Raw genomic sequence first — 20,621 nt, 5'->3', positions numbered from 1 at the left:
CCATGACAACCCCTAAACGCATCGTCATCGTCGGCGGCGGGATCGCCGGACTGCAGCTCGCGACCCGCCTGGGCGAGCGTCTCGGCCGGTCCGGTCGGGCGCAGGTCACCGTCGTCGACCGCAGCCCGACCCATATCTGGAAGCCGATGCTGCACACGATCGCGGCCGGCACGCGCGACGTGCAGCAGCAGCAGGTGATCTTCCTCGCCCATGCACGCGACCACGGCTACACGTACCAGCCCGGCGAACTGACGGGGCTCGATCGCGCGCGCCGTCGCGTGCAGCTCGGCGAGATCCGCTCGCAGAGCGGCGACGTGGTGATCGAGGCGCGCGAACTCGACTACGACGTGCTGATCGTTGCGCTCGGCAGCCAGGCCAACGATTTCGGCGTGCCGGGCGTGCGCGAGCACTGCTACTTCATCGACAGCCAGCAGCAGGCCGAGACCTTCAACGAAGCGTTGCGGATGCGGGTGTTCCGCAGCATCGCGCGCGACGAGCCGTTTCGCGTCGCGATCGTCGGTGCTGGCGCGACGGGCGTGGAACTCGCGGCGGAACTGAGCCGCTTGCTGGAAGTGGCGCAGGCATACGGCGACGCGACGGTGCGCGAGCGGCTGCAGCTCACGCTGCTCGAGAGCGGCCCGCGCATCCTCGCCGCGTTTCCGCCGAAGATTTCCGCGTCGGCGCAGCGGCGGCTCGAACAGATCGGCTTTCGCGTGCTGACGTCGACGCGTGTCACGGCGGCGGATGCGAACGGCTTCCACTATGGCGACGGGTCGTTCGCGGAAGCGGACCTGATGGTCTGGGCGGCCGGCGTGAAGGCGCCCGAACTCATGCAGGCGCTGGACGGGCTCGACACCAACCGCGCGAACCAGATCGTCGTCGGGCCCACGCTGCAGGCAACAACCGACGAGCACGTGTTCGCGATCGGCGATTGCGCGAGCCTGTTGCCCGACGGCCACGAACGGCCGCTGCCGCCGACCGCGCAGGTCGCGACGCAGCAGGCCGAGCATCTCGCGAAGCACCTGCCCGCGTGGCTCGACGGCACGCCGATTCCGCCGTTCGCGTTCCACGATTTCGGCGCGCTCGTGTCGATCAGCGACTACGACGCGTTCGGCACGCTCGGGCAGTTCGGGTTCTTCCGCGGCGGCTTCATCCAGGGGCGCTTCGCGCAGCTCAGCCACCTGATGCTCTACCGGCGGCACCAGCAGGCGCTGCACGGCTTCTCGAAGGCAACCCTGCTGTGGCTCGCCGAACGGATCAACGGCTGCGTGCAGCCGCGCATCCGCCTGTCGTGATGCCGGGCGTCGCGGCACCGCGTAACGTTTCAAGGAAAACCGACATGAATAACCGTATAGCGCCCTGGCTCATGACCGTTGCCGCGATCGGCAGCTTCGACATGCCGTCCGTCTCGTGGGGCGAGCCCCGGCGGCGCAGCGTGACGCGCGACCGGCTGCCGTCATGGGATGCGACGAGCCGGCCGACCATCAGCGTGCTCGAACGGCCCACGGCCGACACCGTGATGATTTCATGGCGTGACGCCTGCACCGGGCACTACGGCTACCAGAAGTGGCGGCTGTTCACGACGCGCAAGCGCGGCGTCTGCGCGTTGTCGGGGCGGCCGATCGCGATCGGCGACAGCGTCTATGCGCCGCAATTGCTCGGTTCGACGCCGGGCAACGCCGCCGCGATGGTGCTGGCGGCGTGCATCGACGAAGCATTGACGGTCTAGCGTCAGACCGGGTTCGCGCGGCCCGCGCCTTGAGCCGGATCGCTAGCCTGCCGTTCCAGTTCGGCGTCGAGATGCGCGGCATGCACTTGCGCTTCGGCTTCCGACATCAACTCGCCTTCCCACTTCGCGACCACCGCGCTCGCGATCGAGTTGCCCACCGCGTTCGTGGCCGAACGGCCCATGTCGAGGAACGTATCGACACCGAGGATCAGCAGCAGCCCGGCTTCCGGGATGTTGAACTGGTGCAGCGTCGCCGCGATGACGACGAGCGATGCGCGCGGCACGCCGGCCATCCCCTTCGACGTGAGCATCAGGATCAGCAGCATCGTGATCTGCGTGCCGAGCGACAGGTGGATGTTGTAGGCCTGCGCGATGAACAGCGACGCGAACGTGCAGTACATCATCGAGCCATCGAGGTTGAACGAATAGCCCATCGGCATCACGAAGCTCGAGATCTTGCGGCGCACGCCGAAGCGATCGAGCGCGTCGAGGATCTTCGGATACGCGGCTTCCGAGCTCGCGGTCGCGAACGACAGCATGAACGCTTCCTTGATCAGCACGAGCAGCTTGAACACGCGGCGGCCGAGGAACAGCAGCCCGGCAGCGACGAGCGTGCCCCACAGCAGAACGAGGCTCACGTAGAAGTCGCCCATGAACACCGCGAACTTCAGCAGGATCGACAGCCCGTTGATCGCCACCGTCGACGCCATCGCGGCCATCACCGCGAGCGGCGCGAGCTTCATCACGTAGCCGGTGATCTTGAGCATCACGTGCGCCAGCTGGTCGATCGCGGCGACGAGGATCTTGCCGCGCTCGCCGAGCGCCGACAGCGCGACGCCGAAGAACATCGAGAACACGACGATCTGCAGGATCTCGTTGTTCGTCATCGCCTCGGCGAACGACTTCGGCACCATGTGGCCGACGAAATCCTTCAGCGTGAACTTGGACGTCGCGAGATGCGCGGACGCGCCGATGTCCGGCAGCGGCAGGCCGAGGTTCTCGCCGGGGCGCAACAGGTTCGCCATCAGCAGCCCGAGCAGCAGCGAGATCAGCGACGCGGTGACGAACCAGCCGAGCGCCTTCACGAACACGCGCCCCACGGACGATGCGTCGCCCATGTGCGCAATGCCGACGACGAGCGTCGAGAACACCAGCGGGCCGATCACCATCTTGATCAGCCGCAGGAACACATCGGACACGAGCGAGATGTAGCCGGCGATTTCCGCGGCGGATTGCTTGTCGGGAAGCTGCGTGTAGATCAGGTAGCCGATGAAGATGCCGGCCGCCATCGCGAGCAGGATCCAGCCTGCAGCGGACATTCGTTTGTTCATAACGGGATTCGACGCACGGTGAAGGTGTTGAAGGACGAAAGGCGCGCGGCCCGGGGGCCTGTCGGGCCTGCGAATGTCCGCGAACGGACGCGCTGCCGCCGCACCGTCATTCGCGCAAGGGCGAACGCGGGCGGCAGCGGTTCAGCGTGAAGCGATCGGATCAGTAGCCGATCGCCGACCCGGCCGGGCGGCGCGGATCGTTGTAGCCGTAGATGAAGCCGGCGCGCACGTTGCCGGATACCGACGAATCGTTCCCGGAACTCTGGCGGCTCGCCGCTTCGGTGCCCGGCAGGCCGACCATGATCAGTTCGGCGGCACCCCACGGCGTCTGCTCGACCATCTTGTAGCCCATGTTGCGCAGGATCGCGAGCGTGTCGGGCGACAGGCCGTAGGTTTCGTAATAGACCTCGTCGGGCAGCCACTGGTGGTGGATACGCGGCGCGGCGACCGCATCCTGCGGCGTCATCCCGTAGTCGATCACGTTCAGCACGGTCTGCAGCGTGATCGTGATGATGCGCGACCCGCCCGGCGAGCCGACCACCATGAACACCTTGCCGTCCTTCGTCACGATGGTCGGCGCCATCGACGACAGCGGGCGCTTGCCCGGTGCGATCGAATTGCGCGTGCCCTGCACGAGGCCGAACAGGTTCTGCGCGCCGACCTTCGTCGTGAAGTCGTCCATCTCGTCGTTCAGGAAGAAACCCGTGCCCGGCGCGATGACCACGGCGCCGAAGCGGCCGTTGACCGTATAGGTCGTCGACACGGCATTGCCGTCGTGGTCGAGGATCGAGTAATGCGTCGTCTCCGGCTTCTCGTGAATGCCGACGCCGGGCTGCACGTCGACCGACGGCGTCGCCGTATCGGCGTGGATGCTCTTGCGGATCTGCGCCGCGTAGTCCTTGCTCGTCAGCTTCGCGATCGGGTTGTCGATGAAGTTCGGATCGCCCAGCAGCGTATTGCGGTCCTCGTACGCGTGGCGCATCGCTTCGGTCATGGTGTGGATCGACGCCGCGGAGTGGTAACCGAGCTTGCGCAGGTCATACCCTTCGAGGATGTTCAGCGTCTCGCACATCGTCACGCCGCCCGAGCTCGGCGGCGGCGCCGACACGAACTCGTAGCCGCGGTACGTGCACTTCAGCGGGGCCATGTCTTCGGCACGATAGGACGCGAAATCGGCCGCCGTGATCAGGCCGCCCGCCTGCTTCGACGCCGCCTCGACCCGCTTCGGGATCTCGCCGTGATAGAACGCGTCGGGCCCCTGCTGCGCGATGCGCTCGAGCGTGCGGGCCAGGTCCTTCTGCACCAGGCGATCACCCGGCTGCAGCGGCGTGCCGTCGGGCCGCAGGAAGATGCGCGCCGCGTCCGGATCCTTCCTGAAACGTTCGATCGTCGTGTCGAGGATGTCCGTATCGCCGCGCGTCAGCACGAAGCCGTCCCGTGCGAGCCGGATTGCCGGCGCCATCACCTGCTGGCGCGTCAGCTTGCCGTACTTGCGCTGCGCGAGATCGAGGCCGGCGACCGTGCCCGGCACGCCGACCGCGCGATAACCGTACAGGCTTTCGCCCGCGCGGACGTTGCCCGACGCGTCGAGATACATGTTCGCCGTCGCCGCGGCCGGCGCGGTTTCGCGGAAATTGATGAAGCGGTCGCGGCCGTCGGCCAGGTGCACCGTCATGAAGCCGCCGCCGCCGATATTGCCGCAGCACGGGTTGGTCACGGCCTGTGCATAACCGACCGCCACTGCCGCATCCACCGCGTTGCCGCCTTCCTTCAGGATGTCGACGCCGATTTGCGACGCGAAGTGCTGCGACGACACGACCATGCCGTTCTTCGCTTCGACCGCGGGGTCCGAAGCGGCGAACGCGCACACGCTCATGGCCGACAACAGGGTGAGTATGACGAGCCGCCTCATGACGGAATCCTCCAGACAAATGGCCGGGTCAGGCCGGGATGCACCGCCACGCCATCGCGTGCCGACGCTGCCAATCCGTCATGTAATAAACAATACATTCCGGCGAGGCCGCGATCATAGCACTCACTTTTTTATGCCAAAACCTAGGGTTATTACTGAATTCAAGGCGAATGCGCACGGAAAGGGTTTTCGAGAAATGTTCGTTTCATTACATTACTGGGCGGACGCGCTCCCGAGTGATACGTCCCTCTAATTCCGGACCGTGCGCGGCCCGCCGCACGTCAATCGGCTAACATGCATGGAGTCCCGGCAGACACCCGTCTGCCGTTTGTCATTCAGATAAGAGAGCTGGAGTGCCCGATGGGGACGAGCATCAGGGCGTTGCTGTTATCCCAGATGGATAGCTTCACGCCGTCGGAACAGAAGGTCGCGCATGCGTTGCTGGATCGCTATCCGAGCCTCGGCCTCGGGCCGATCGCGAGCGTCGCCAAGCAGGCCGAAGTCAGCGATCCCACCGTGTTCCGCTTTGTCGTCCGGATCGGCTTTCCGAATTACTCGTCGTTCCAGCAGGCGCTGCATGACGAGATCGATACCGCGATGAATTCACCGCTCGCGCGGATGGATGCGTTCCACTCCGAATCGGGCATGCGCGACAACCATGCGGCGATTTTCCAGCGGCTGTCCGAGTCGCTCGCGACCACGATCGACGGGCTCGACGCGGCCGCGTTCGATGCCGCCGTGGCGCAGCTGGCCGATCCGGACGTCCGCATCTTCTGCGGCGGCGGACGCTACACGGCGCCGCTCGCGTCGCTGTTTTCGTTCACGCTCGCCTACGCACGCCCGCATGTGCAGTACGTCGAACCCAACGTGAACCTCGCGTCGGTCGCGCTGGCCGACATGGGGCGCGGCGACGTGCTCGTCATCTTCGACTTTCGCCGTTACCAGAAGGACAGCATCCGCTTCGCGCAGGCCGCGCACCGGCTCGGCACGCGGATCCTGCTGATCACCGACGAATGGGTGTCGCCGATCGGCGAATTCGCGGAGATCGTGCTGCGGATCCAGGGGCGCCCTTTCGCGATGCTGCAGACCAACGTGCCGGCGCTGGCGCTCGCCGAAGCGCTGGTGATCGGCGTGACGAACCAGCTGCCGGAACTCGCGCGGCAGCGGATGGCAAAGATCGAGCATCTCAGCACGAGCGGCATCGAGCAGGACACCAACCGGCGCGATTTGCCCGAATGACGATCGCTCGCCATTCGGGCGCGGGCATCAGCTCTCGACGTCCTCGAGGCTGAACACTTCGGTCTTGTCGTTGTACGAGAAGACTTCGCCGTAACGGCCCCAGTCGATCACCGCGTCGAGCGTTTCCTCGGCCGCTTCGTCGGACAGAAAATCCTCCAGCTCCTGCTCGAAGCGCACGCGCGGCGCGCGGTGCCCCGGACGCTCGTTCAGCACCTTCCTGATCCGCGCAGCCAACGGCACGTGCTTCAGCAGGTGATCCGCGAACATCAGCTTGCGCTCCTGCGTACCGAATTCCGCGAACACGCGCGCGGGCGGCGTCAGGAACACGTCGCCTTCCCGCACGTCCGCGAAGCCGAGGTGCTGCAGCACTTCGGCGATCGGGAACAGTTCGTCGACCTCGAGATGCAGCGTGCGCGCGATTTCCGGCATGTCGGCACGGCCGTGGTACGGCGCCATCGCGAGCGTTTCGATCAGGCCGGCCATCAGGTTGGTCGACACGCGCGGCAGCCAGCTGCCGGGTTCAAGCCCCTTCTTCGTCGCTTCATTGGTCTGACGCGCGGTCATCTTCGCGTAGATGTCGTCGACCAGCTTGCGGAAATCCGTGTCGAGCCGGTTGCGCGGATGCTTGAACGGCACCTTGATCTCCGCGATCACGCGGCCCGGGTTCGACGACAGCACGAGGATCCGGTCGCACATGAACACGGCTTCCTCGATGTTGTGCGTGACGATCAGCACCGACTTGATCGGCATCCGGCCCTGCGTCCACAGATCGAGCAGGTCGGTACGCAGCGTCTCGGCCGTCAGCACGTCGAGCGCCGAGAACGGTTCGTCCATCAGCAGGATCGTCGGATCGACGACCAGCGCACGCGCAAAGCCCACGCGCTGGCGCATGCCGCCCGACAGCTCGCGCGGATACGCGTTTTCGAAACCGTCGAGGCCGATCAGGTCGATGGCTGCGAGCGCCCGCTCGCGCCGCTCGCGTGCGCCGACGCCGAGCGCTTCGAGACCGGCTTCCACGTTCTGCAGCACGGTGAGCCACGGGAACAGCGCGAAGGTCTGGAACACCATCGCGACGCCTTCGGCCGGGCCGCTCAGCGGCTTGCCGAGATAGGTCACTTCACCGCCGGTCGGTTCGATCAGGCCGGCGATGATTCGCAGCAGCGTGGACTTGCCCGAGCCCGAGCGGCCGAGCAGCCCGACGATCTCGCCTTCGCGCAGCGACAGGTTCGCGTCGTCGAGCACGAGCAGCTCGCCCTGCGACTTGTTGAAGCCGCGGCAGACGTGATCGACGCGCAGGATTTCGTCGCCGAGGCGCGGCGGCTGGGACGTCTGGACAGGGGCGTTGATAACGGTCGAATTTTGCATCGCGTGAACTCTCAATCGAGACGGAGCCGGGCTTCCGCATAGGCGTACATCGGACGCCACAGCAGACGGTTGAACAGGGTGACGAACAGGGACATCACGGCGATGCCCAGGATGATCTTCGGGAAGTCGCCGGCGGCGGTCGTCTGCGCGATGTACGCGCCGAGGCCGTGCGCAACGACCTTCGTGTCGCCCCACTGCACGAACTCGGACACGATGCTCGCGTTCCACGCGCCGCCCGATGCGGTGATCGCGCCGGTCACGTAGTACGGGAAGATGCCGGGCAGGATCGCCTGCCGCCACCACTGCCGGCCGCGAATCCGGAAGTTCTTCGTGACTTCCTTGTAGTCGTTCGGATAGGACATCGCCCCCGCGATCACGTTGAACAGGATGTACCACTGCGTGCCGAGCACGATCAGCGGCGACAGCCAGATATCGGCGTTCAGGTGGAAGCGCACGATCACGATCACGAACACCGGGAACAGCAGGTTGGCCGGGAACGCGGCCAGGAACTGCGCGATCGGCTGGACCTTTTCGGCGAGCGCCGGGCGCAGCCCGATCCACACGCCGATCGGCACCCAGATGACCGATGCGATCAGGATCAGGAACATCACGCGCAGCAGCGTGATGAGCCCGAGCACGAGCACGTGGCCGACCTCGGCCATCGTCACGCCGGTCGACACGAAGGTGACGACGCGCCACACGACGTACGCCGTCAGCAGGATCACGAGCGCGCCCCAGATGATGTCGCCGATCCGCGACGAACGGCGGCTCAGTGCGACGCGCGCGCCAACGCCCTTGAACGACGGCACGCGCAGCGGCACGCGGGCCGCCTGCGACAGCAGCCAGCCGGCCGGCACCAGCAACTGGTGGATCAGGTGCGTGCGGCGCATCATGTCGAGCAGCCAGGACTGCGGCGCATCGCCGGACGCCGTGTTTTCCATCCGGAACTTGTCGGCCCACGCGACGAGCGGACGAAACAGGAACTGGTCGTACGCGAGGATCACGACCGTCATCGCGACGATCACCCAGCCGACCGCGCCGAGGTTCTTGTCGGAGATGGCCTGCGCGAGATACGCGCCGATCCCCGGCAGCGTGATCGTCTGGTTGCCGACGGTAATCGCCTCCGACGCGACGACGAAGAACCAGCCGCCCGACATCGACATCATCATGTTCCAGATCAGGCCCGGCATCGAGAACGGCACCTCGAGCTTCCAGAAGCGCTGCCACGACGTCAGGTGAAAACCGCGCGACACTTCGTGCAGATCGCGCGGCACCGTGCGCAGCGACTGGTAGAAGCTGAACGTCATGTTCCACGCCTGGCTCGTGAAGATCGCGAAGATCGCGGCCAGTTCGGCACCGAGCACGCGGCCCGGAAACAGCGCGAGGAAGAACGTGACGGTGAACGAGATGTAGCCGAGCACCGGCACCGACTGCAGGATGTCGAGGATCGGGATCAGCACCATGCCCGCGCGGCGGCTCTTGGCCGCGAGCGTGCCGTAGACGAGCGTGAACACGAGCGACGCGACCATCGCGGCGAGCATCCGCAGCGTGGTACGCAACGCGTATTCGGGCAGGTTCGACGGATCGAGCGTGATCTTCTGCGTCTGCAGCACACCGATCGGCGCCATCGTCTGATGGAAGCCGACGATCGCCATTGCCAGCAGGCAGATGATCAGCGGAAACGCGATGGCATCCCAGCGATTGGGGAGCACGCGCCACGCGGACGCGTTCGCGGTCCGGTTCGGATTGAAGAAACTGATATCCATCGGTAGCGTCTTGTATCGGATTGAAATTCGATGGGGTCGGCCGCGTGCCGCGCGGCCGGCGTTACATCAGCAGGCTCGGGTCAAAAGAGCCCGTGCAGTGCCCAGTACAGGCCGGCCGACAGTGCGATCGATGCCGGCAGCGTCAGCACCCACGCGAGCACGAGATTGCGCACCGTGTCCCAGCGCAGGCCCGCACCGCTCGCCGTCATCGTGCCGGCCACGCCCGACGCGAGCACGTGCGTCGTCGATACCGGCAGCCCGTATGCGTCGGCCATCCCGATCGTCAGCATCGCGACGGCCTCGGCCGACGCGCCCTGCCCGTACGTGAGATGCGACTTGCCGATCTTCTCGCCGACCGTCACGACGATCCGCTTCCAGCCGACCATCGTGCCGAGGCCAAGCGCGATCGCGACCGCGACCTTCACCCAGGTCGGGATGAATTTGGTCGCGCGGTCCATCTGCTTCTTGAGCGCGTCGAGCACGCTCGCGTCCTCGACCGAGAATGCCGGCGCCTTCGCCTTCTCCATCAGGCGGATCGCCTCGGACGCGACGTACATGTTGTTGCGCACGTTGTCGACGAGGTTCTGCGGCACGCTCGAGATGCCGCCGGCCTGCGCGACCTGGTCGGCGATCGTGTCGGTGAGCTTGCCCAGCGCGGGGAGCGTCACGGGCGTCAGCTTGTGCGTGCGCACGTATGCCTCGACGTCGGCGCGCGGGTCGGCGGACTGCACCGCGGGGTCCATGTACTTGCCGAGCGTCGTCGACGCGTGGCGCGCGACCGCGACGAACGTGCTCGCCTGGTCCGGCGTCACGGCCTTGTTCAGTGCATACGCGGTCGGCATCACGCCGATCAGGATCAGCATGATCAGGCCCATGCCCTTCTGCCCGTCGTTCGAGCCGTGCGCGAACGACACGCCCGTGCAGGTGAGGATCAGCAGCAGGCGGATCCAGAACGGCGGCGGCTTGTTGCCCTTCGGCTCCTGGTACAGCGCCGGCACGCGCACGAGCGCCTTCAGCAGCAGGAGCACCAGCGCGGACAGCACGAAGCCGATCAGCGGCGAGAACAGCAGCGCCTTGCCAACGCCGAGCGCCTGGTTCCAGTCGACACCGCTCGTGCCCGACGGGCCGCTGACGATCTGGTTCATCAGGCCGACGCCGATGATCGACCCGACGAGCGTATGCGAGCTCGACGACGGCAACCCGAAATACCAGGTCGCGAGGTTCCACGTGACGGCCGCGATCAGCAGCGAGAACACCATCGCGAAGCCCGAGCCGCTGCCGACCTGCAGGATCAACTCGACGGGCAGCAACTGCAGGATGCCGAACGCGACGGCGCCGCTCGAGACGAGCACGCCGAACAGGTTCCACAGGCCCGACCAGACGACTGCCAGGTGCGGGTCGAGCGAATGCGTGTAGATGACGGTCGCGACCGCGTTCGCGGTGTCGTGAAAGCCGTTCACGAACTCGAAGCCGAGCGCGATCAGCAGCGCAACGACGAGCAGTACGAACGGCAGGACCGAACTTTCCTTGACCGGGCTGAGATCCGCGCTCAGGTGGATCGCGATATAGACGATGCCGCAGGCAATGATCAGAAAAAACAGAGCGAAGCTGAGGGTGCGCGTGCGGTGACTGGCCGCGCCGCTGGTTTCCGTTGCCGCGAGATTCGGCATGAAGGTGGCTCCGGATAGGTGACTCGGTGTCGCAGGCTATCGGGCGGTCGTGACGCAAATGTGACGTGTCACTTACAGGACATTAACAAGTCATCGCCCGGCATCCGGACGGCCGCCTCGCGGGCTCCCAGCTCCCCTGCGCGAATTTGCGGATCGCGGGAATAAAACCGTCGTCGCGCCGGTATGGCACGCGAAGGCGCCGGTTTATTCCAGGACGATCCGGCCGTCCCGTTTCGTCATACGATTGCGAGGCTCCCATGTCTTCATCGAATCCCACCCGCCCGTCGCGCCGCAAGGCCCTGCAATGCATGGCCTTCGGCGGCCTCGGCACGCTGTTTACGCTGTCGGGCGGCATCCTGACGCCGTTCGACCTCGCGCTCGCGCAGACCGGCGACGCACTCCCGGCCGGTGCGGGCCGGCCGCTGTTCGTGCAGATCAGCGACACGCACATCGGCTTCAACAAGGAAGCCAATCCCGACGTGTCGGCCACGCTGCGGCAGACGATCGATCTCGTCAACCAGATGCCCGCGATGCCCGCGCTGGCCATCCATACCGGCGACATCACGCACCTGTCCAAGCCCGAGGAATTCGACCACGCGTCGCAACTGCTGTCGGCGCTGCGCGTGCCGGAACTGCACACGGTGCCCGGCGAGCACGACGTCACCGACGGTTCGGGCGCCGAATATTTCGGCCGCTTCGGCAAGGCGTCGGACAACCGCGGTTATTACAGCTTCGATCATGCGGGCGTGCACTTCATCGGCCTCGTCAACGTGATGCATTTCAAGCCGAACGGGCTCGGCAGCTTCGGCGACGATCAGCTCGCGTGGCTCGAGCAGGATCTCAAGGGCCGCTCGTCGAGCACGCCGATCGTCGTGTTCTCGCACATGCCGATGTGGACCATCTACGAACCGTGGGGCTGGGGCACCGGCGACGCGCCGCAGACGATGGCGCTGCTGCGCCGCTTCGGCTCGGTCACCGTGCTGAACGGGCATATCCACCAGATCGTGTCGAAAGTCGAGGGCAACATCACGTTCCATACCGCGCGCTCGACCGCGTTCCCGCAGCCGACGGCCGGCAACGGCCCGGGCCCCGTGCCGCTCACGGTACCGCGCGACCGGCTGCCGTCGATGCTCGGCGTGACGACCGTCGAATTCGCGGGCCACCCCACCGCATCGTCGCTGCATGACGCGACGCTCGCCTGACCCATACGCAAGGAGACCGACATGACCCGTTTCAAGCAACCGAAAATCATCGCGGCGCTGATCCTGTGCGCGGCCGCCGCCGGCACCCCGCTCGCCGCGTTCGCACAGGGCCCGGCCGGCCCACTCGTGACGATCCACAATTTCATGTTTTCGCCGATGTCGACCACGATCAAGGCCGGCACGACGATCACGTGGAAGAACCTCGACGGGGAGCCGCACACCGTCGTCAACGACGCCGGTATCTTTCATTCGTCGGCGCTCGACCAGGGCGACACGTACTCGTTCCGCTTCGACAAGCCGGGCGTCTACAAAGTGTTCTGCGGGATTCATCCGTACATGAAGGAGACGATCACCGTCGAATGACGCGGCCTCCCACGAAACGCGCGGACGAACGGCGGGCGGCGGCCGCCTACAATGAGCCCCGTCCCATTCGCCCACGTGGCAGACGGAGCCGCCCATGCCCAGGATCGACGTCAGCGCCGTGCCCGAACGCCCGGGCAGCGGCTATCCGAAGCCATTCGACGCGCCGTGCGCGCAGCGCATCCGCCAGCGCCTCGGCGACGCCGGCGGGCTGCGCGATTTCGGCGTCAACCTGATGCGCGTGCCGCCGGGCGGCTGGTCGAGCCAGCGCCACTGGCATTCCGACGAAGACGAATTCGTCTACGTGCTCGAAGGCGAACTCGTGATGATCGAGGACGGCGGCGAGACCGTGCTGCGCGCGGGCGACTGCGCGGCGTTTCCGAAAGGCTCGGGCAACGGCCATCACCTGGTCAACCGGTCCGATGCGGTCGCCATCTATCTCGAGGTCGGCTCGCGCTCGCCGGACGACGTGATCACCTGCCCGGACATCGACATGATGAGCCCGAGCCGCGACGGCCGGTTCCTGCACAAGGACGGCACGCCGTACCCGGACGCCTGACGCACATCCTCGCGCGCGTGGCGCAGCGGGCATTGCCGCGCCGCCGATCGCCTACACTGAATCGAACTGTTCGGATCCGACCCACCGTCACACGCAGCGAGGCAAGCCATGACCGCGAGCCAGCCGGCACGAATGGACCTCCCCGGGCAAGTCGTGCTCGTGCTCCAGGGCGGCGGCGCACTGGGTGCGTTCCAGCTCGGCGTCTTTCAGGCGATGGACGAAGCTGGCATCCGGCCCGACTGGGTGGTCGGCACGTCGATCGGCGCGATCAACGCGGCGCTGATCGCCGGGAACCCGCCGGAACAGCGCTACGAGAAGCTGCTGGCGTTCTGGCAGCGCGTGACCGAACGGACCCGTTTCGACGTCCCGGCGCTGCTGCCCGGCTGGGACCGGACGCTGGCCGAGATGATGATCATCGGCGGCGGCATCGCGGGGTTCTTCCAGCCCAATCCGGCGTCGTGGTTCGGGCCGATGGTCCGCCTCGGCGTCGATCGCGCGTCGTATTACCGGATCGCGCCGCTACGCGACACGCTCGTATCACTGATCGAGCCCGGCCTGCTGAACGCGGGCCACCCGCGCCTGACCGTCAGCGCGGTCAATGCGTGCACGGGCGCGATGCGCTATTTCGATTCGCGCGATACGCAGCTGGGGATCGACCACATCATGAGTTCGGGCGCGCTGCCGCCCGCGTTCCCGGCGATCCGGATCGACGGCGAGCCGTACTGGGATGGCGGCGTGTATTCGAATACGCCGGTCGAGGTCGTACTCGACGACAATCCGCGCCGCAGCTCGATCATCTTCTCGGTGCAGATGTGGAATCCGGCCGGCCCCGAGCCCGAGAGCATCTGGCAGGTGTCGGAACGGCAGAAGGACATCCAGTACGCGAGCCGCACCGACAGTCACATCGCGCGCCAGCAGCAGATCCACCGCCTACGCCACGTGATCCGCGAACTGGCCCGGCACGTGCCGGAAGCCGAACGCGCGTCGCCGGCCGTGCGCCGGCTCGCCGCGTGGGGATGCGAGACCACGATGCACCTGATCAAGCTCGCGGCGCCGCGCCTCGCCGGCGACAATCAGTTGAAGGACATCGATTTCACGCCGGGCGGCATCGCAGCCCGCCGGCAAGCCGGCTACGAGGCCGCGAAACGGGCCATCGCGGCCCGTCCGTGGGGCCAGCCGACGGATCCGACGGAAGGCCTGACGGTATTCGACCCGGACGCACCGCCCGTCGCCGAGAAACCGGCATGACGCGCGGCGCCGCAGCCGTGCTCCGATCGCCTCGGCGCGATCACGCGCGATCGGCCTGAAGGCGCGCGCGGCCGGCCGTGCTCACCTCGACCTGGGCCACGCCGCCGGGCGCATGGTGCCGGATCACGTAGCCGCGCGCGCAGGCTTCCTCCCACACCGGCAGGCGCGGGCACGACGTGCGCCATGCATCGATCACCTCGTCGTACGGCCGCGCGCCGGGCCCGATCCATTCGAGCAAATCGAGGATCAACGGCTCGATCGACGCCGCTTCGCGCGCGAGCACGTCCGGGTTGACCACATGGATCGGCTCCCCGGCCGCATAGGACACGATCTGGTCGAACACATCGGAGAACTGCGTCTCGTATTCGTCCTCGGTCACGTAGCCGATATGCGGCGTACACACGACATTCGGCAAACGCAGTAACGGATGCCAAGGGTCGCGCAGCGGCTCCGTGTCGTAGACGTCCACCGCCGCCATGCCGGGCCGGCCGGCCTGCAAGGCCGCTTCGAGCGCGCCCGGTGCGACGAGGCCCGCGCGGCTCGTGTTCACGAGCAGCGCGTCGGGTTTCATCCGGCCCAGATCCTCTGCCGTCACGATGCCGCGCGTGGCCGGCACGAGCCGCATGTGCAGCGAAAGCACGTCGCATGTTTCGAAGAACGATCGCTTGTCCAGTGCGGTCTCCCAGCCGTCGTCGCGCGCCCGCTGCAACGACGCTTCGCGCGCCCAGACCAGCACGTTCATACCGAACGCGGCGCCGTATCGCGCGACTTCCGCGCCGATCCGGCCATAACCGTAAATGCCCAGCGTGCGCCCGCGCAGCGTGCGTCCGACGCCGATCTGCCAGTGGCCGGTTTGCAGCGCATGCATCTGCTGCGGAATCTGACGCATCGCCGCAAGCACAAGGCCCCACGTCAGCTCGGCGGCCGCATAGGAAGGTGTCCCTGCATGCTGGTTCGACGACACGATCACGCCTTGGGCGGTGCACGCATCGATGTCGATGTGAGGATAGACGCTGCGCTGACTGATCAGCCGCAACTTCGGCAACCGCGCGATCAGCGGCGCGCGAATCTGCGCGCGCTCGCGGATCAGCACCAGTACTTCCGTGTCGCGCAGGCGTTCGGCCAGTGCGTCGACGTCCTGCACGTGATCGTTCCAGATCGTGACCGCGTGCCCGTCCAGCTTGCGGAAGCTCGGCAGCGTGCGCAGCGTGTCGAAATAATCGTCGAGGATCGTGATGTTCATGGGGGCGCTCCTGGCAACGCCGTCATCCTGAACCGCGAGCGATCAATCGGGAAATGAATTTATCTTGCCGATTCCTGCATTTTTCTGATCGATCCAGTGGCGCCACCACGGATGGCACACGCTCACTGCCCCGCCGCGCGCACGACCGGCGCCGTGCCGGCGACAACCGGACACGATTGCGGCAACGCCTGGTCGAACAGCACGGCCAGCCCGCAAGCGGAGGTGAACATGCCCAGATTGTCGTGCCCGATGCCCGGCACTTCGACGACCTGCTGCGCAAGACCGGCCGGGTGCCGCTTCTTCAGGTAATCGAAGTAAGCGAGCCCGCGCGCGAGCCGGTACGGGCCTTGCGCCATCGCCGCGCACGAGCGGTCGATGAAATGCGTGTACGGGTTCGTGTCGGCCTGGCCGAGCAGGTACACGACGTTGCGCGCGACGTAGCGCGCTTCGAGATCACCCACGTCCTGCGACGCAACGTAGGGCGGCGCCGACTTCAAGCCGTATTTCCATTCCGTCGCGCTCGGACACGCGCCGCCCGCGAGCACCTGGCCGTCCGGCCGTTCGTCGTCGAAATACAGGTAGCTCGACGGATTCGCGACCACATAGCGCACGGCAAGACCGGCGCGCGCCAGCGCGTCGCCGCCGTGCCCGGCCACCGCGTAACGCTGCAGCAACTGCGCGCCGGCCGAATGGCCGATCACGACCACCGTCGACAGCGCGGGGTACAGGCTGCGATCGGCGAAATGCGCGAGCAACGCGTCGAGCGCGGCGAACGAACTGATCGGGCCCGGCTGGCGGGCCGGCTCGCCGCCCTTCCACCCTTCCTGCGTCCACGCGAGCGTTTGGGCCGGCAACGAGAATGCGCGCGTATCGGCGCGCGTCAGGAACTGGGGCGCGACGACCATCGTGCCCTTGCCGGCCGCGCCGGCCTTCTCGACGACCTTGAGCCCGGATGCGTAATACGCGTCCGCATTGCGCAGCGTGCCGTGAATCACGATGAAGACGCGCGTGACGTCGGGCGCGGGCTGGTCGAGCGGATGGTCGGCATAGACGGGCAGCACCGCGCTGCCCTGCGGCGTCTCGACGGCCACGCGCTGGTCGGCAACGGCCTTGACCGGCGCTTCGAGACGTTCGCGCTGTGTGGCGGCTTCGGCCGGACGCGCGCCGCCCAGCACGCCGGCCGTGGCGCAGGCTACCAAGAGAGGAATGGCGCATGACAGCATGCGGGAGGACCGGATTCGGGCAAGAGCGACGGAAATGAGCGGCATGGTGGCGGACCTGGTGGCTGACCTGGTGGCTGACCTGGTGGCTGATATGACTTTAACGGCGATGGTCGCAGAATCCGTCGCGCGCTGCCGACCGGTTGCGGAACACGGTTCAGCCGGCCGGTTCGGACACCCGCCCGGCATCGGCGCGGGATGCTCGCCCGTCGCCGCGCGGCGCGTTCGCGCCACCCTCCGGCGGCGGCAAGCCGTCCGTCGCCACGGCAAGCAACGGCCGCTCGGGGTGCACGAACAGCCACAACACCGCGCCGCAGGCCGCCGCGGCCCCGATCACGATCATCCCGCTGCCCCAGTTGCCGGTGACCTTGACGACCAGCGCGAGCGTCATCGGGCCCGCGACGTTCGACAGCGCGCCCCACACGTTCGTCCAGCCCGACATCACGCCGGCGAACGGCCGCCCGAGATCCTGCGCGGCCGACCACACGACCACCTGCGCGAACCCGACCGCCGCAAACGACAGGCACAGCAGCCCGATGACCGCCGCCATCGCGTCCGCGCGCGACGCCGCGACCAGCGCGAGCGCGCTCACGACGAATCCGGCGATCGCGACCGGCGTGCGGGCCCAGTAGATCGAGCCCGTTTTCCGGAGCAGCCGGTCGCTGACGGTTCCCGCGACGAACACCGCCGCGAACACGGCCACCCACGGCAGCGACGCGTACAGCCCCATCGCCTTCAGCGACAATCCGCGCGCGCGCATCAGGTAGGTCGGCAGCCAGGTCGTGTAGAAGCTCTGGATCAGCACGAGCAGGAAGTACTGGATGCCGAAGATCCAGAAACGCCACAACCGCAGGCAGCGCACAAGCGAGCCCGACTCGGCCACGTGGTCGGGCGGCTGATCGGCCGCGATGGTGTCGGCCTCGGCCTGCGTGATGAGCGGGTGCGACGCCGGCGCATCGCGATAGCCGAGCCACCAGATCGCGCCGAGCAGCAGGCCGAGCGCGCCGAACCCGTAAAAGACCGCATGCCAGCCGAACCGCACGATGGTCCATGCGGTGAGCGGCGCCGACACGATCGGGCCCAGATACAGCCCCGCGAGCAGCACCGCGTTGCCTTTCGCGCGTTCGCCGGTCGGAAACCAGCGCTTGAGCGCGACGACGCTGCTCGACCAGTCGGCCGACTGCGCGGCGCCGAGCACCAGCCGGCAGCCGAACAGCCAGGCGAACGACCCGCCGAACGGCGTGACGATCATCATCAGCGACCACAGCGTGCTCGTGCCGAACAGCACCCTGCGCGATCCGAAGCGTTCGGCCGCGCGCCCGGCCGGAATCTGTCCGATCGCATAGGCCCAGAAGTAGACCGTCAGGATCATCGACATATCGACGATCGACAGGCCGAGTTCGCCCTGGATCGTCGGTGCGGCCACGGCCATCGCCGCGCGATCGAGCGTCATCACGAAGGTCAGCGGCGCGACCAGAAAGGCGACGATCTTCCAGCGGAGATGGTTCACGTGGCGCGGCATCGTGCGATTCCCGATTCAGGAGGAGGCGCGGTGCGCGCCGTCAGGCGTCACGCCGATCCGGCGCGTCGGCCGTGTTGTGCTGTATCCGCTGCACGATCTCGGCCAGCTCGCCGATATGCGTGTTCACGGCCTGCTTGCCCGCGCGCGCCCATGCATCGAACGACGTCATGCCGCTCACCGCGCCGACGAACGGCATGCCGGCGCGCTCGGCCGCCTGCGCGTCCACCGCATGATCGCCGACGTAGATCGCCGCGCCGGCCGGCACGCCAAGCCGCGCCAGTGCCAGCACGAGCCCTTCCGGATCCGGCTTGTGACGCTGTACGTCTTCCCCGCCGATCAGCACGTCGACCAGTGATTGCAATCCGTTCAATGCGAGGATCGCGTCGATCCGGTAACGAAACTTCGACGACACGATCGCGACCGCGAGACCCTGTTCGCGCAGACGCGCGAGCAGCGGCGGTACTTCGGGATAGATGCGGGTGCCGTGCACCATGATCTCGTCGGCGCGCGCCACGAAGTGCCGCGCGAATGCATCGGCCCGCGCCGGGTCGGTTTCACCGGTCAACGAACGGAACATTTCGTGCAGCGGCAAGCCGATCACGACGCCGATCTGCGCAGGCGTCGCGCCGGCGGCGTCAAGCTGATGCAGCGCGTACTCCGTGCATTCGATGATCGCGGCGGACGAATCCGCCAGCGTCAGATCGAAATCGAATATGACGGCTCGAACAGACATGAAAGGACTCCGCAAACAAAAGTGGCTCACGCATGACGCATGAACCGGAATGATGTTGCAACGCGCGCCCGTCTGCCGACCGGTCAGCGCTCCTGACCCGATTGCTCGCGATCGGCCGCGTCGAAACCGTCCGGATCGCGCTTTGCCCACTGCCTCGCCCACCCCAGCAACGGCTGAAGTGCCGCTTCCAGCCGACGGCCTTCGGCGGTCATGCCGTAGCCGCCGTCGCCATGCTCGACCAGGCCCGACGCCTTAAGCTCGGCCAGCCGCGTGTTGAGCAGGCGCGCATTCGTTTCGCAGGCCTCCTGCAGCGCGCGAAACGTGAGCGGCGGCCCGCGCAGTTCCCACAGGATGCGCAGCGCGGTGCGCCGCCCGAGCAGATCCAGCACGACCATGATGGGTCGTCCCGTCTTCGATCCGCGAACGCGTTGTCCGATTCTTGGTGTGGTCATGCTTTACTTTTTAAAGCAAGAATCAGGCAGTGTCAATGCGTCGCCGTGATGGCGAAGCGAGGTTTTCGTGATCACCTCATTGCTTTACTTTTTAAAGCATGATGCCTACGCTATCACGCATACATCGCTCACGCACCGGAGTTCGCATGACTCAGCGTATTGCCTGCGCATCGCCGCCATTCGCGCCCGACATCGCGGCTTCGATCGACCGGATCATGCGGGGGCGGCCACCGTTGCACCTCTTCACCACGCTGGCGCGCGATGCGCGCCTGTTCACGAAATTCTTTGCGGCGGGCCTGCTGGACAAAGGCCATCTCGACATCCGGCAGCGCGAAATCGTCATCGACCGCACCACCGCGCTTTGCCGGTCCGAATACGAATGGGGTGTACATGTTGCGGTGTTCTCGCAGTCGGCCGGATTCAGCGATGCGCAGATCCTGTCGCTGGCACGCGGTTCCGCGCAGGACGATTGCTGGACCGGTGAAGAACGGTTGCTCGTGCGGATGTGCGATGTGCTTCACGAGCGCTGCGACATCGACGACGACCTGTGGGATGCGTTGCGTGCGCACTTCAGCGACGAGGCGTTGCTCGAACTGCTGATGCTCGCGGGCTTCTACCGGACGGTCAGCTATCTCACGAACGCGCTGCGTCTGCCGCTCGAAGAACATGCCGCACGCTTTCCGGCGTGAGCGACGCTGCGAGCGTTTCATTCCTGCGATGTGCCCATGGAGAATGTGCCGTGATTACCGAAATTGTCTTCTTCAAGCTGCAACCCGACGTCGATGTCGCCACGCTGCAGGCGCGCTATGAAAGTACCGCGGCGAAATGGGCGCAGAACCCGGACCTGCTGCACAAGTGGTACTTCCACGACGCGGAAACGCACGAAGGTGGCGGCGTGTACGTGTGGCGCACGCGTGAAGCCGCGGCGCGCTGGCACGGCGCCGAGTACAAGGCGATGGTCGAACGCGTATACGGCCACCCGCCCGTGATACGCGTGCTCGATACGCTCGCGCATGTCGATGCGACGCAGGGGCGGTACGAGATCGTCGGGAAGACGGACTGAATTGCCT

18 protein-coding genes and 1 pseudogene are annotated in these 20,621 nt (G+C 66.6%); 9 read left to right on the top strand and 10 right to left on the bottom strand.

From position 1 onward, the window contains the following. Positions 1–2 precede the first annotated feature (2 nt). On the top strand, positions 3–1,295 hold the full coding sequence (locus tag VL15_RS17665; RefSeq protein ID WP_048247229.1) for an NAD(P)/FAD-dependent oxidoreductase: 1,293 nt from the start codon (positions 3–5) through the stop codon (positions 1,293–1,295). 44 nt (positions 1,296–1,339) lie between these two features. Further along, positions 1,340–1,729: a DUF3331 domain-containing protein gene (locus VL15_RS17660; protein WP_048247228.1), complete on the top strand. Its 390-nt coding sequence runs from the start codon at positions 1,340–1,342 to the stop codon at positions 1,727–1,729. Positions 1,730–1,731: 2 nt separating this feature from the next. Here the strand turns inward: VL15_RS17660 and VL15_RS17655 are convergent, their stop codons facing one another. Both VL15_RS17655 and ggt read right to left on the bottom strand, forming a co-directional pair. Next, positions 1,732–3,060, bottom strand: a complete 1,329-nt coding sequence (locus tag VL15_RS17655) for a dicarboxylate/amino acid:cation symporter (RefSeq protein ID WP_048247225.1) — start codon at positions 3,058–3,060, stop codon at positions 1,732–1,734. Positions 3,061–3,220: 160 nt separating this feature from the next. Beyond that, positions 3,221–4,972 carry a gamma-glutamyltransferase gene (gene ggt, locus VL15_RS17650; RefSeq protein WP_048247224.1) on the bottom strand — a complete coding sequence of 584 codons (1,752 nt, stop codon included), beginning with the start codon at positions 4,970–4,972 and terminating at the stop codon, positions 3,221–3,223. Positions 4,973–5,332: 360 nt separating this feature from the next. Between ggt and VL15_RS17645 the strand changes: the two genes are divergently transcribed. After that, entirely contained in the window at positions 5,333–6,211 is an 879-nt protein-coding gene (locus VL15_RS17645) for a MurR/RpiR family transcriptional regulator (RefSeq protein ID WP_048247222.1), read from the top strand. Positions 6,212–6,238: 27 nt separating this feature from the next. On the opposite strand, the gene VL15_RS17640 is transcribed toward VL15_RS17645, so the two are convergent. The 3 genes from VL15_RS17640 to VL15_RS17630 all read right to left on the bottom strand — a co-directional run bounded on the left by VL15_RS17640 (position 6,239) and on the right by VL15_RS17630 (position 11,012). Continuing rightward, complete coding sequence (locus tag VL15_RS17640; RefSeq protein WP_048247221.1) at positions 6,239–7,576, bottom strand: AAA-associated domain-containing protein; 1,338 nt, start codon at positions 7,574–7,576, stop codon at positions 6,239–6,241. 11 nt (positions 7,577–7,587) lie between these two features. After that, the gene (locus VL15_RS17635) at positions 7,588–9,342 is read right to left on the bottom strand and encodes an ABC transporter permease (protein WP_048247219.1); all 1,755 of its coding nucleotides are present in this window, start codon (positions 9,340–9,342) and stop codon (positions 7,588–7,590) included. An 80-nt stretch (positions 9,343–9,422) separates the two neighbouring features. After that, on the bottom strand, positions 9,423–11,012 hold the full coding sequence (locus VL15_RS17630) for an inorganic phosphate transporter (protein ID WP_048247216.1): 1,590 nt from the start codon (positions 11,010–11,012) through the stop codon (positions 9,423–9,425). A gap of 257 nt (positions 11,013–11,269) precedes the next feature. Between VL15_RS17630 and VL15_RS17625 the strand changes: the two genes are divergently transcribed. From VL15_RS17625 to VL15_RS17610, 4 genes are all read left to right on the top strand, one after another. Beyond that, positions 11,270–12,214, top strand: coding sequence for a metallophosphoesterase family protein (locus tag VL15_RS17625; RefSeq protein ID WP_048247213.1), 945 nt, complete (start codon positions 11,270–11,272; stop codon positions 12,212–12,214). A gap of 21 nt (positions 12,215–12,235) precedes the next feature. Next, positions 12,236–12,577 (top strand): plastocyanin/azurin family copper-binding protein, encoded by a 342-nt coding sequence (locus VL15_RS17620; protein WP_048247211.1) that lies wholly within the window; start codon positions 12,236–12,238, stop codon positions 12,575–12,577. A 94-nt stretch (positions 12,578–12,671) separates the two neighbouring features. Beyond that, entirely contained in the window at positions 12,672–13,133 is a 462-nt protein-coding gene (locus VL15_RS17615; RefSeq protein WP_048247209.1) for a cupin domain-containing protein, read from the top strand. A 108-nt stretch (positions 13,134–13,241) separates the two neighbouring features. Further along, complete coding sequence (locus VL15_RS17610; protein ID WP_048247208.1) at positions 13,242–14,381, top strand: patatin-like phospholipase family protein; 1,140 nt, start codon at positions 13,242–13,244, stop codon at positions 14,379–14,381. A gap of 274 nt (positions 14,382–14,655) precedes the next feature. Here VL15_RS17610 and VL15_RS17605 read toward each other — a convergent pair. The 5 genes and pseudogenes from VL15_RS17605 to VL15_RS17585 form a co-directional block, all read right to left on the bottom strand. Then, positions 14,656–15,624, bottom strand: a pseudogene (locus VL15_RS17605) (D-2-hydroxyacid dehydrogenase family protein); the annotation flags it as partial. 122 nt (positions 15,625–15,746) lie between these two features. Continuing rightward, positions 15,747–16,892: an alpha/beta fold hydrolase gene (locus VL15_RS17600; protein ID WP_048247204.1), complete on the bottom strand. Its 1,146-nt coding sequence runs from the start codon at positions 16,890–16,892 to the stop codon at positions 15,747–15,749. Positions 16,893–17,001: 109 nt separating this feature from the next. Beyond that, entirely contained in the window at positions 17,002–18,354 is a 1,353-nt protein-coding gene (locus tag VL15_RS17595) for an MFS transporter (RefSeq protein ID WP_196319599.1), read from the bottom strand. 52 nt (positions 18,355–18,406) lie between these two features. Beyond that, entirely contained in the window at positions 18,407–19,099 is a 693-nt protein-coding gene (locus VL15_RS17590; protein WP_048247202.1) for an HAD family hydrolase, read from the bottom strand. 83 nt (positions 19,100–19,182) lie between these two features. Continuing rightward, positions 19,183–19,494 carry a winged helix-turn-helix transcriptional regulator gene (locus tag VL15_RS17585; protein WP_230684477.1) on the bottom strand — a complete coding sequence of 104 codons (312 nt, stop codon included), beginning with the start codon at positions 19,492–19,494 and terminating at the stop codon, positions 19,183–19,185. Between the two features lie 203 nt (positions 19,495–19,697). Between VL15_RS17585 and VL15_RS17580 the strand changes: the two genes are divergently transcribed. Together VL15_RS17580 and VL15_RS39090 are read left to right on the top strand one after the other, a co-directional pair. Beyond that, positions 19,698–20,240 carry a carboxymuconolactone decarboxylase family protein gene (locus VL15_RS17580; protein ID WP_048247200.1) on the top strand — a complete coding sequence of 181 codons (543 nt, stop codon included), beginning with the start codon at positions 19,698–19,700 and terminating at the stop codon, positions 20,238–20,240. A gap of 50 nt (positions 20,241–20,290) precedes the next feature. After that, positions 20,291–20,614: a YdhR family protein gene (locus tag VL15_RS39090; RefSeq protein ID WP_053077668.1), complete on the top strand. Its 324-nt coding sequence runs from the start codon at positions 20,291–20,293 to the stop codon at positions 20,612–20,614. Positions 20,615–20,621 lie beyond the last annotated feature (7 nt).

This window comes from Burkholderia cepacia, from assembly GCF_001039005.1.
Lineage (GTDB): Bacteria > Pseudomonadota > Gammaproteobacteria > Burkholderiales > Burkholderiaceae > Burkholderia > Burkholderia theae.
This window is presented reverse-complemented; position numbering and strand designations above follow the sequence as displayed.

Bases quoted from the DNA above. Each gene is read 5' to 3' on its own strand.
- VL15_RS17665 (WP_048247229.1), top strand. From the start codon at position 3: ATGACAACCCCTAAACGCATCGTCATCGTCGGCGGCGGGATCGCCGGA.
- VL15_RS17660 (WP_048247228.1), top strand. From the start codon at position 1,340: ATGAATAACCGTATAGCGCCCTGGCTCATGACCGTTGCCGCGATCGGC.
- VL15_RS17655 (WP_048247225.1), bottom strand. From the start codon at position 3,060: ATGAACAAACGAATGTCCGCTGCAGGCTGGATCCTGCTCGCGATGGCG.
- ggt (WP_048247224.1), bottom strand. From the start codon at position 4,972: ATGAGGCGGCTCGTCATACTCACCCTGTTGTCGGCCATGAGCGTGTGC.
- VL15_RS17645 (WP_048247222.1), top strand. From the start codon at position 5,333: ATGGGGACGAGCATCAGGGCGTTGCTGTTATCCCAGATGGATAGCTTC.
- VL15_RS17640 (WP_048247221.1), bottom strand. From the start codon at position 7,576: ATGCAAAATTCGACCGTTATCAACGCCCCTGTCCAGACGTCCCAGCCG.
- VL15_RS17635 (WP_048247219.1), bottom strand. From the start codon at position 9,342: ATGGATATCAGTTTCTTCAATCCGAACCGGACCGCGAACGCGTCCGCG.
- VL15_RS17630 (WP_048247216.1), bottom strand. From the start codon at position 11,012: ATGCCGAATCTCGCGGCAACGGAAACCAGCGGCGCGGCCAGTCACCGC.
- VL15_RS17625 (WP_048247213.1), top strand. From the start codon at position 11,270: ATGTCTTCATCGAATCCCACCCGCCCGTCGCGCCGCAAGGCCCTGCAA.
- VL15_RS17620 (WP_048247211.1), top strand. From the start codon at position 12,236: ATGACCCGTTTCAAGCAACCGAAAATCATCGCGGCGCTGATCCTGTGC.
- VL15_RS17615 (WP_048247209.1), top strand. From the start codon at position 12,672: ATGCCCAGGATCGACGTCAGCGCCGTGCCCGAACGCCCGGGCAGCGGC.
- VL15_RS17610 (WP_048247208.1), top strand. From the start codon at position 13,242: ATGACCGCGAGCCAGCCGGCACGAATGGACCTCCCCGGGCAAGTCGTG.
- VL15_RS17600 (WP_048247204.1), bottom strand. From the start codon at position 16,892: ATGCCGCTCATTTCCGTCGCTCTTGCCCGAATCCGGTCCTCCCGCATG.
- VL15_RS17590 (WP_048247202.1), bottom strand. From the start codon at position 19,099: ATGTCTGTTCGAGCCGTCATATTCGATTTCGATCTGACGCTGGCGGAT.
- VL15_RS17585 (WP_230684477.1), bottom strand. From the start codon at position 19,494: ATGGTCGTGCTGGATCTGCTCGGGCGGCGCACCGCGCTGCGCATCCTG.
- VL15_RS17580 (WP_048247200.1), top strand. From the start codon at position 19,698: ATGACTCAGCGTATTGCCTGCGCATCGCCGCCATTCGCGCCCGACATC.